General features: G+C 48.5%; 1 protein-coding gene (only partly in view). It reads left to right on the plus strand.

Annotated features, from left to right (window positions below):
* A protein-coding gene (locus tag Q0499_RS03355; protein WP_299196028.1) for a DUF4347 domain-containing protein crosses the window boundary here: on the plus strand, positions 1–12,365 show its beginning. The gene runs 25,945 nt beyond the window's last position; only the first 12,365 of its 38,310 coding nucleotides appear in the window; its start codon is at positions 1–3; its stop codon lies off the right edge, out of view.

Below are 12,365 nucleotides of genomic sequence, written 5' to 3' on the forward strand. Positions count from 1 at the left end.
ATGGAACAGATGGAAAACCGCTATCTGCTATCGGCAGATGCTGCACCACTAGCGTTAAGTGCTGAACTGCTTAACGAAAAAGTCATCGTGGAACAGCTTATTGATGCGGGTTTGGCTGAAGCGAGTAACTCACAAGAGCTGCAGTTGGTCCGTCAGCATGATTATGATCAGGATAGCGCTGCTAGTCTGCTTGACAGTAATGCCGAGATTAAAAATCTTCAGTTAGCAGAGCTTCAGTCAGAACAGCTTCCGCCAGACCAGCTTGAGCCCTCTGCCGACGGCGCTGTAGAGCTTCAGTCTGTTCAGCCTGAAGACGCTGCAGGTGAAGGCGATGTCGCGACTGATGCTGAAACTCCGGCGGTAAAATCTGCCGCTGCAATCCAGCACATTCAGCAACTGTCGGGTCATCAGTTTGTTGTCATCGACCGCTCTGTTGAAGATTACCGGTCGCTATTAAGTACCTTTATGGGCGATGCTGCTGACGGGCTTGAATGGCATGCAGAAACCACTCCCGCCGGTAATGTGCTGGTCGCGGACTGGTACCCGACTGAGGCAAATGCGGAAGAGACTTTAGTTGTTGATAGCGAATTATCCGATGCGTTAACCGATGTGTCAGTCGAGCGTAAGCAGGCGGATCGGGTTACAGTTGTTTTGTTGGATGCTGCAGGTGATGGTGTTGAACAGCTTGCTGATATTCTATCCGCGTATGAAGATATTGCTGCGTTGCACGTATTGTCCCACGGGGCGACCGGTTTGCTCCGTCTCGGTACGGCTTCGCTGGGCAGTTCTTCGTTAGAGCGTTATCGCCAGCAGCTGGAAGCCTGGGGCAAGGCGTTAAAGTCAGACGGCGATATTCTTATCTATGGCTGTAATGTTGCGCAAGGTGAGGTGGGTATAGCATTCGTTGACCGACTGGCGGGTGCGACACAGGCAGATATTGCCGCGTCTGATGATCTGACGGGTAATCGCTTTATCGGTGGTGACTGGATACTGGAAACTGAATCAGGGTATGTCACGCATACGCTGGATATGATGTCGACTGAACAGTTCTCTTTTGCCTCGAATGATCCTCTCTATGCCGGGCTTTTGGCTGCAGATAAATCAGTTAGTTTAGGTGAGTTAAACGGCACAGTAACACCGGTAATTCTTGCCGCGGGTACCGATACTATCAACTTTACCAGTGTGAACAGTGATATTCGCATCACCGTGACCGGTAAAACCGCCACCACACCGTTCAAAATCACGGCGCAAGCATTAGATGTAACGGGCGCTCTGGTGGCGAATACGCTACGAACCTTTCAGTTTGCCGACGGTGATGACGCCACTATCAAGACTATTAAAGTGGGTCGGCTAGGTTATAAAACTGAGCTTGAGTTGCAGACCAAAATAGATGTTTTAGATGCATCAGCTCTATCGGCCGCCCACATCGCTATCAGCAAAAAGGGCACTGCGCTATCGAGTGATGATGCGTTTAAATGGGTGAAAGACTATGCGGTAATGGGGGTCGATCCAGCCGCTGCCAATGCCGCTGCACAACTGGATGCTAAAAACGCGGTTGCGGTGGTGACCACCGGAACGGGAGAGATCGGCAAGTTATCGATTGGTAAGGCCCTGGATGCCGGAAATACCCGACTTATTATCGACGATGCTGGCGCGCAAATAGATATTAATAAAGCCAATACCAATTACGCTGGAAAAATTGATCTGCTGTATAACTCTGGCGGCTCAGGTACTGTGCTGACCAATTACGTCAACCTGTCAGCGGGTAATATCATCAAAGGTGTGGGCACCTTAACAGGCTTTACTACTGCATCCTTCGCATCATTCACCGCGGATAAGGGTGATCAGAAGTTTGATGTCACCGGTTTAACTGATGTTACTGTATCCGCAGGGGCTGGCGAAGATTATCTTGCGGGTGGCACGGGCACTCAAACCTTAGTGGGCGGTTCCGGAACCGACACTTATGTCTTTAAAGACAATTGGGGTGCTGATCAGGTTATCGAGAAAGCCGATACCAAAGATGGTTTAACGGTGATTAAGGGCGGCGATGCTGATGCGTTGGACTTCTCCGCGCTTACCCAGGCGATTACGGTTGAGTTTCATTCATCGGTTAAATCGACCAAACCGCTGTCAACTGCAACGGTACCGGGCGTTCCTGTGGTCTCTGAAGTGTCGGATACTGACCGGACATCCGCCGATAAATATGGTGTTCAGGTTTTCCAGGGCCAGAATGTAACCACCAGTACTCACTCAGTAAAAAATGCCATCAATGTTGAAAAAGTGATCGGTGGCCTGGGTGATAATACCTATAAATTCAATAATGACTGGGGGCAGTTTTATCAGGGCACGACGCCTGCGCTGGCAGAAACCGTTAACTTTTTTATTGACGACACTAAGTCAACCAGCAAAAAAGGCACGCTTGATTTCCGTGAGGTCACTCACGATCTGATCTTTGAATTGGATAGTGTCAGTACGACCTCTACCGGGACTCCGGCGGTCACGACGATAACGTCAAAAGTGAAAGTGACAGCGGTCGTAGAGAAACAGATCAATATTGGTACGACTGCGGCACCTATATTAAAAACAGTCACTTACACCTATGTTGTTAACGCGGATAACATTGCCAACATCATTGGTGGTCAGGGTAAGAATACCTACATCATCAAAGACCAGGACGCCTTGCAGGGCAAGATTCTGACCGCTAATACAACCGGCACCCTTGCTCAAGGTTTGGTGACCGGTAACGTCTATGTGGCTGGCGCTAATATTGCCAAAACCGATGGCGTTAATATTCTGGATTACTCGCAATATAAGTCTACTAACACGAACGATGTGATTGTGGATCTGGGTAAAGACTTAACTGGCGTGGTTAATAAAGCCGCCACCGGTATTCTTAATACAGCGGATGGTGTAGTAGCCCCCACCGCGACTAACGAAGTACAAAAGCTGACTGTTCCAAAAATTAAGGCCTCTCCCACGGTTGCTCAGGAGCTGAGTAACATCAAGAGCTTTAGATTATCTCTGGGTGGTGCAGAAACCATAGAGATTAGTAATTCGGGCACTGCCTCTGCTATTGCCGCAGAAATGGCGAAAGCCCTTAATGGTTTATTGTTGAAAGCGACCCCGGTTGTGTCGACGAATACGGCTCCGGCGACGCCTGCCGTCACGCCTGCTGCGATGGTCAGTGTGACCGGTACGGGCACTGCGACGGGTACCAGTCCTTACGTTTTCACTATCACATTCCAATCGTTAGCGGCTGGAATGGATATTCCAGAAATTAAACTGATAGCGGAAGCTCGTCAGGAGAAAAAAACCGCGGGGGGGACTACTCAGACAAACATTGTTTTAAGTGCTGAGACTGAAACGAACCCTGACCCTCTCACTATTATTAAAAAGTACACATCCAGCGGCCCAGCCCCTGAAGATCGTTACACGCTGACAACGACCATTAAGACCATCATCATTGATGCGGTAGAATTTACGGCCGCCAGTACGGGCCTAAAAGCGGGTGCTATCGATCGTATAGATGGTTTGCGAGGCACCAGTGATGCAGGTGCGGGTACGGTTAAGCGTATGACCGTATTAGGTGACTTTGGCTTGCTGGTTAATGGCACGGGTAGTGGTGACGACCTTATCTTCTCTGACAACTACACCCAGGCGGTCAGTGTTAAAACCGGGCGTGTCTGGGATGGTGGTGCTGGCCAGGATATTATTACCGGTACGGAACAGGGCGATATCCTGTATGGCGGTCTGGGTAATGATGCCATCGGTGGTGGCGAAGGCGATGATAACCTCAGTGGCGGTGCTGGCAATGACCGAATCAGTGGCGGCCTGGGTGATGATGTTATCAACGGTGGCGCTGGCAATGACCATCTCAGTGGTGGGTTGGGCGATGACAGTATTGTCGGTGGTACCGGTCATGATGTTCTCTATGGAGGCATCGGTGACGATATCCTTATTGGCGGCAAAGGTTACGATCATTATGTATTCATCAATGATTGGGGCCAGGACCAGGTTATCGAAAGCCAGAAAGGTAAAGATGACAAGACCACCGATGAGGGCCTCAAGGCCCGTGGTGATGTGCTTGATTTCTCCAACGTCACCCAGGAGATGACCTACCTGTTCAACAGTTCCAATTTATTGGCGGGTACCGGTACTTTCATTAAAGATAAAACCAGCTGGACTAAAACGCTCTCTGGATTTGGCGATGTGTCTGGCCATTTTGCGCTGACAGCCAATACTGTTCGTGTTAACAGTGAAGGTAACGCCAATGAAGTGCAGCGCATATTCCTGGGTGGCGCTACGTCAGGCACCTTCACGGTAAAATTGAATAAGTTTCCTAAACCGGATGGCACTGTTGAGCTGGAAAAAACGGTCTCGATAACGGTAGGGGCCACCTCTTCGGCAACAGTGACCAATATAAAAACGGCACTGGAAACAGAGCTGAGAACACTGCTAACAGATAACGGGGTAGCGCCAGTCGGTGATCTGGTATCGGTTAAATCTGCAGGCTCAGGGACCGGTGCTTTTGATGTTGAGTTCAAAAAACCGATCTATACCAACATTCCTTTAATGACGATTGGCAGTACGACCGGGTTAACCTATGCAGCGCCGGTGGTGGGTACAGTGGTTCCCGGTGTTAACACCCTTGATGCTACGACGGGTCTGATTACTAAACACACCAACGGCTCAATTAATATCGACCTTGGCCTGGCCGAGTCCGGCAGCTTCACCTTAGGTTTCAAATATACTAAAACGGTTGCTGGGGTAGACACGCCTAACCAGTCTGTATCGGTTACTGTGCCTATTGCATCCGGCTCTACCCCTAACGATATTGCTGCCCAGATTCAGCAAAAATTAAACGCACATAGTCCACAAATATTTGCCAATGTGGTCGTTTCCGGTGCAGGCAATAAATTTGAGATTACCGTCTTAAATCCTGAAATCAGTGGTCTTAATACGGCCACCATCACTAACGCTACAACGCTTAAAGGTAAGCCCGATATCTGGTCTACTGTTGAGGGTTCTTCGGTTCGTGAGATTAAACAACTGACACTCAATAATGTCACCGAAGGCAGCTTTGTTTTAACCATTGGTAAGTATTCCACCGGCCCTATAATGATTGATACAACGGCCACCACAGCTGAACTGAAAAAAGAAAATACGCGCTTAGCGATTCAGACGGAATTAAATAAACTTAACCGTAACTTTGTCCAGAAATACACGGTAGAAGTGCGCGCCGATAGTTTTACTGATGCATTGAAAGAGTGGCAAATTACCTTTAAAGCACCGGGTGAAAATGATGTGACAGATATGTCTGTCGACGTGACAGGCTTAAAAGGAACTAATAATTTACAGGGACGTGTTACAACCCTGGCCGATGGTAGTCTGCCTGGCAATATTCACGCGTTTGAGACTATTCTGGCTCCTAATGCGGACGCGACCTTTATCTTTGGTTCTGCATCAGCAGCAGACATGCTAGCGGCTATTGCGGTTCCTGAAGCCTTACGTAAAGCAAATACCGTTACCATAGACACCAGTACATTGACGGCTAATAACCATGTCCTGGATATCGATTTTAGTCAGGTTTCGGACGAACTGAACTTTAACTTTGAGCAGGTTGGGGCGGTTAAAGAGGTTCAGCCGCTCATTATCGATACCAATACAGCGGGTGAGTTTGCCCTTGATTATAAAGTTGAAGAGATTCAGCGGCTGGCGTTCACGGGTGCCGAGTTGCCCAGTGGAACCTTTAAGTTAAGTTTTACCGATCCTGGTGGTTCTAATGCCGTTAAAACCACCGCAACACCGATTGAAATTATTACCGATGCAGCGACCGGTAAAGTAGACGTTAAAGCCACCGCTTTAAAAATTCAAACAGAATTGAATAAGCTGAAATTCACATCTGCCACTGGTACTCAGGTGAGCCTCAATGTGAAGGTGACAGGTGTGACTGTTGATGGATCACCCATAACCGCTGAAACAACCAATGAAGGCTTTAAGGCCAATAGCTGGGATATCACCTTTACCAACAAAGAGTTGGTCAATGTCGATCTATTACAGGTTACGTCTGCATCGGTGACACCTACGGTTACCACGGTGAAAGACGGCGAGCACAAAATAACCGATAAGATTACCTTTGTGGCGGGCAATAAAGCGGCAAACATCACCGAACTGAAGAATAAACTTAACGAATTACTGGGCGCAGGCTCGGTTACCGTTAAGGAACCGCGTTTTGGCAGTACGGCGACTAACACTAAGCTGAACATTACCTTTAATGATCCGGGCAATGTGGTCTTAACCAAAGCGTTGAAGAACCTGGATGGTTCTGCTTTGGGTTACACCACGCCGGTGACTGGCAAGTTTGAGTTGGCGACAACCGCTGCTGCAGGCAAAGTAGAGGGTAACACAGGCCAGCTGTCACTGACCGTAGAACGTGTTGCGCCCAGACCTACTTCGCTGAGTACGGATGCTCAGGCATCCGGCTTTGTTGACACGTTACTGGGCGAGAGTGTTTTTGAGACGTTTGTCTTTACAGATGTCGGTGAAAATACCATTGTCCGTGGTGGCGTTAATGCTAATACGTTCTCTATCGCGGGTAAGACTACCTTTAATGGGACTATTATTGGCGGCACCGGTATCAAACCCTTATCGGCACAGCTGCTCAATGTTGACGGTCTGGTCGGTATGTTGTCGTTAACGCCCCCTGATTTTGCAGTCAAAAATACTGTAGATGTATCGGGTGGTAATTTTGCAGACCTGACTAAAATTTCGTTCGTAAATCTGGCGGAAACCTCTAAGTCATCAGTCGCTGTTGATACGGTGGTTGATGGCCATCGAGGCTCTGAAATCCAGCGTTTATCTATCCCCGAAGCTCAGCGTGGCAGCTTTACATTAACGGTGCAGGGTGACACTACATCAGTCACCACCGCCCCCATCTATCTGACCTCTCCGGTGCAGCAACAGCTGCTGGTCACCGATTCGACTGACTTCGATCTGACCTATGTCACCACCGCAGGCGTTCAAACCATTACCGGTTTAAGCACGGGCGCTGCAACGGACGATATATCGACAACCATTGCCAATACAATAAACACCAAACTGGCCACAGAATTTGGTCTGGCTTCGGGAACAAAGGTCGTCTCGGTGACGAAGAATGAGGCCGGATACCTCATCACTTATACCAACCAGAACAACATGGTTGAGTTTACCGGTGTCGTGACTTCTGCGTCTGGCAGTGCGGCGGTCTTTACTAAAGAAACGACGGCACCTCTTAACTATGCTGCCGTAGCGCAACGTATTGAAAACGCGATATACACCGCGATGGCACTGCCTGCCGGGACACCAAAAACCGTTTTAGTCACAGCAGGTGAAACCGCGGGAACCTTTGATCTGCGCTGGCGTGTAGTGGGCGATAAAGCCGTTACCACGCTGACTGATATTTCACTTTCTGCACCAGCAGTTGATCTGGTTTTAACGCCTTCAACTGCAACTGCGCCGCAGGTTCATACCTTAACTATTGATTATGGAGCTAATACTAACCCTGATCCTTATAACTTATATGTTGGTACCCATAAGACAGCAGATATAGCAAGAGATGCTGATAAAGACGCTATTGCGGCCGCCTTACAACAGCTTATTAATCAGCAACCGACCTTAACGGGTACCGTGACGGTTACGGGTACTGGCCCTTTCACTATTAGCATAGCGGGTGGCTCGGTTGAGTCCATCGTGGCTAAGAACAGTCTTTTTGCAAGCGTAGTATTGGGTACATCGACTATCACCAGCCAGTTAAAAAATGGTCAGGAGGTTCAAAGTCTCAATATTAACGGTGCTTCGCAGGGCATCGTGGGTTTGAAATATAACCTGAAGACTCTGGCGGATAACAGCGAAGTAACCAGTGCTGTCTATGTGGATGTTGCGCTGCAAACAGGCGAGACCGCCGATACTCTTCGCGGGCGTATAGAAACAGCACTCAATACTCAATTAGCCGGTAATGCGACGGCGACGGTTACCCTGGTTGGCAATAATTTCAGCATTGCACTGACATCTCTCACCCATATTGTCGAATCTATAGTGGGTACCGGTTACGGGTTATCATCGGCCACGACCGACCAATCCTTAACGCCGGTTAAGGTGGGGCGAATTGATGCCTACCTGGATCGCACCGATAGCAGTAATGCCACGCTGGTTGAGACTAACCGGATCTATAAATTTGCAATGCCTCCGGTGGTTGCCGGTGAAACGATTAGTGGCACATTTACACTCAGCTTTGGTGGTGTGACCACCGGCCCTATTGATTATGACGCTGACAGTAATACGCTGCTGGCAAGCATTAATACGGCCCTTACCACATCAACTATAAACACCTTGCCCGTCACTCTGGTTGGTAGTGAGTTTATGGTCGAAGTTGTGGTTGATCTCAGCGCGGCTGAGCAGGCGCTAATCGTTGATGGATCAAGCTTAGAAATTGTTAAAGATGCAGCGGTTGCTGCACCCGGTGTCGCAGCTAATATTGTCACCATTGCCAATGGTAGTGCAGTGAGTGTGGCTGAAAAACAACGTGTTACTCTGGTGGATCAGTCACTGCCCTCTTTCCGTCTGTCCGTTAATGGTGTCAGCACCCTGGATATTCCGGTAAATCAGAATGATGCGACTACCAGGGGCGCTATTCAGAGCGCCCTTGATGCGGCATTAGGTGCAAATAAAATTACAGTTACGGTCAATCCGGATAGCAGTAAAACCAAGTCCTGGATACTGGAAGTTACCGGTGCAACTCGCCTTAGCGATACCGATAATCTTGTAATTGGGGACAATGCGAATGCCATTACTGGCTACGCGAAAGACGATTTTACTCAAACGGTTTTAACCAGCTTATTGGGTAAAAAGGCTGGTTTTACCGGTCGCATCCAGAATATCGATAATGTTACTTACGGTGCTGGTTTAAACATCGTATTGAATACGACACTCAACCCTGTGGCTGCATTGGGCAATGCCTCTTTGGGCAGTAATGTGTTTGAGGTGGGCGGTAACTTAATTGAAAACTCAATCACTAACCCTGCCGCGCAATTTATTGCAAACGCGGTGGTTGCAACGGCGATTAACGGTGAGCCTTCACTGTTTTCAGATAATGTTGTCGCACCCGGTATTCATGTACTTGCGGGTGGCTGGGGCGCAGATACCTATAAATTTAGTGGCCTGTGGGGGGCCGCTGCGGTTATTGAGGCGCCTGACATCAAGATTGCAGGTGTCAGTGACTTCTTTGATACATTAGACCTTTCCGACGCAGGCTATGGTCTTAAAGGCCAGCTGGGTAGCGGTGAAGTTAAAAATACGCTGCACTACGATATTTGGGAAATCACCACCGATAATATCAGTGAGTTCACCGACCTTATCAGTGTTGGACGAGATGATGCTGAAGTGCCTCTGCTATCGATTGGTGCTAATTTTATTATGGTCCGTGATGAAATATTCGGATCAGCACTGAAGCGCTTTGGCATCCCGCTGTCGGACGATGTTTTATTAGGCAACTACGTTTTTGCCACCGGTATTGAGAATATCGTTGGCGGCGGTGGTGATAATATCTTCACCTTCCACGGTAATGCACGCTTGCGGGGGGTGATCTCTTCTGAGGGTGATATTACTCTCAATTATCAACACTACGACAATAACCTTGATGCTTCAGATACGGTTACCGGTGTAACCGTCGACGGCACAGCGGGTATCGCTTATACCTTATGGGAAGCTGTTGAGGTGCCTGTTTGGGGTGAGATTGCCGAGTCTAAAGTGTTATTTGGCAGTGCGACCTCGGTATTGGGCGAGCGCTGGAACTCGCTTTCCGGAGCCATTAATGCAGCGGTTGCTGCGGACTCACAGTACAACCTGTCGAATAACGCCGTGGCAGGCTTCACCAAAGTGATTGGCTCCGTGGGCGATGACACCTTTGTTGGTAACAGTAACGATAATATCTTTGTTATTGGTCAGGGGGGTGTCGATACGATTGATGGTGGCGAAACCGACAAAAATGGCAATACCCTTAGTTTGGAAGGTCAAAGCGCTGACTATTCTATCAATTTAACACTGGGCACAGCGTTGCGGGCTCAGGGAGACGAACATCAGTCTTTAGTGCTTAATGCTGTTGAGGGCGATCAGTTTACCCTTGAATTACCTTCAAGTATTTACTCTGCGATTGGCGGCTTTACCACAGCCGATATTGTTGTTGGAGCAAGCGCCATTGCGACCGCTGCGAATATTAAAACTGAGCTTGAGTTATTTCTTGGGGCTAATAATGTCGACGTGAGCCCCGATGGTGTTACGGCTGGTAACTTTAGAATCACTTTTTTCAATCTGGACCGGTTTGATAATCCAGAACAGCTGATTTTCACCCCGACCCATTTAACGGCTTCAGGTGATACTTCGGTTCAATCTGCGGTTGCCGCGCTGCCCATACCTGATGGTACTGAGAAAAATTATATCCATCAGATAACCCTGGGTAATCAGATAAGCGGCGGTGAGTTTGCGTTTACGTTTGATCACCCTGATGGCACGACGGGTGCCGTCACTGTTGGTATTCCGGCACTTGCTGATTATCAGGATATGATGCAGCAGATCGAAGATAAACTGAATGAGGTTGCTGGCCTGGCGGTAAACGTGACTCAGCCTGGTCCTGCAGCTGCAGAAGATCAGCGTAACTTTACCTTCAATATTGAATTTACTACCCCGGCTTATACCGCTGTAACAGGTATTAGCCTGGATACAGGGAATCTGGCAAGGGGCTCGAGCATTACCACGGTTCTCGATGGCTCTGTTATTGTCGCCAATTATAAAAATATTCAAAATCTGGAGAGCGGTGAAGGCAATGATGTTTTCAGAAGCGATAGCCGCGGCATCGTTGTTACCGATCTGGTGGATCGGGCAACAAACCCCACCGATCCTGCTTCGTTTGAACTGGATTTGACCAGCGGTTCATTTGATGAAGGTGAATTAATTACGCTGTCTTTTGCTAATTTTGAAGAGACTGCGGGTGTCACTCCTGATCCTGCGCGGTTGGAGGCTGCTTTTGCCATTGGTGCAAACAATGCTGAAACACTCACCAATATAGAAACGGCGCTGAATGAACTGGCGGGTATCACGGTATCGGTTAGCAGTGCGGTGGATGGTAAGTTTACCATTCTGTTTTCAACCTCGCCTGATCCTGTGGTTAACGACTTTAAGGTGGACATCGCGAAAAGCATTTTCACTTTTGGTCAAAATTTTGGTCATGATGAGGTCTTCTCGTCGGGGGCTGCAGATGTTCTCGACTTTTCATCTATCACGGAAGAAGTAACTCAGTCTGCTCCGCAAACAGATGCCCAAAACCGCATATATACTGAATATTCATACGGTGATAATAAGGTTAAAGCTTATGGGACCTTCGTCACCAAAGGTTTAGGTGAGGTTGCATCGGGAGAGGGGCTGTGGACGGCCTTTAAAACATCTCAGGGCTTCGGCGATTTTGTTACGACGGCGGCAGTGGGTACTGGCGCGACGATTGATGCGACAACGGATGCCGCAGCGGTAGATAAATTAAAAGCTGAAGCGATTGCCCGGTGGACGGCTGTGTTGCCTGCTGCAGCGGTGACCGACTTACAAAATATTACGGTTACCATCGGCGATATTGGTGGGACTGATGGTGTTGTCGGTAGAACCACAAGCACGGTTGGCACGAATGGTCTGGAGTACACCATCACGCTAGATGATAATGCCGCGGGTGCAACCTGGTATGTAGACGCCACAGAAACTGATGACACCGATGATGGTGTTTATGACAGTATCGATCTGCTGACCGTGTTGATTCACGAAATGGGTCATGTGCTGGGCATGAGTCACCCTGATTTCCCCACCACTGATTTGATGATGGAAGAGGTAGTTAAAGGTCAGCGCTTGCTGCCAACCTCAGATCATTTCAACAGTTTGTCAGATCAGACTAAGTTAAGTATCGGTTTGGCTGAACTGGCCAACTGGTCTTCCCATCTTGGCACCAAAATTGATAACTATCTGGACGACTCAACGGCTATTCCGTTTACCGATTTATCGTTGTCTGATCTGTTGGGTGACAAAGTTACTAATCTGGACGGAACCATTCAAACCAAAGTCCAGGCCTTTGTCGACGCGATCGATGCCTATCTTGATCTCAATAGTTCTGCCACCACCAAAGATCTGCTGGAGCATCTGCAAACCACCGGCTTGAATGATGGCTTTGCTATCAATGTCGCTTCATCTTCGAATTTAAAAGAGTACAGCGTTGCCCTGACCCTCGAGAGCTTCAGCGAACTGGTCAATCTGGATCTGAATGAACTGATCTCGTTTGGTGATTTTAACTTTGACCT

The organism is uncultured Amphritea sp., assembly GCF_937127095.1.
Classification (GTDB): Bacteria; Pseudomonadota; Gammaproteobacteria; order Pseudomonadales; family Balneatricaceae; genus Amphritea.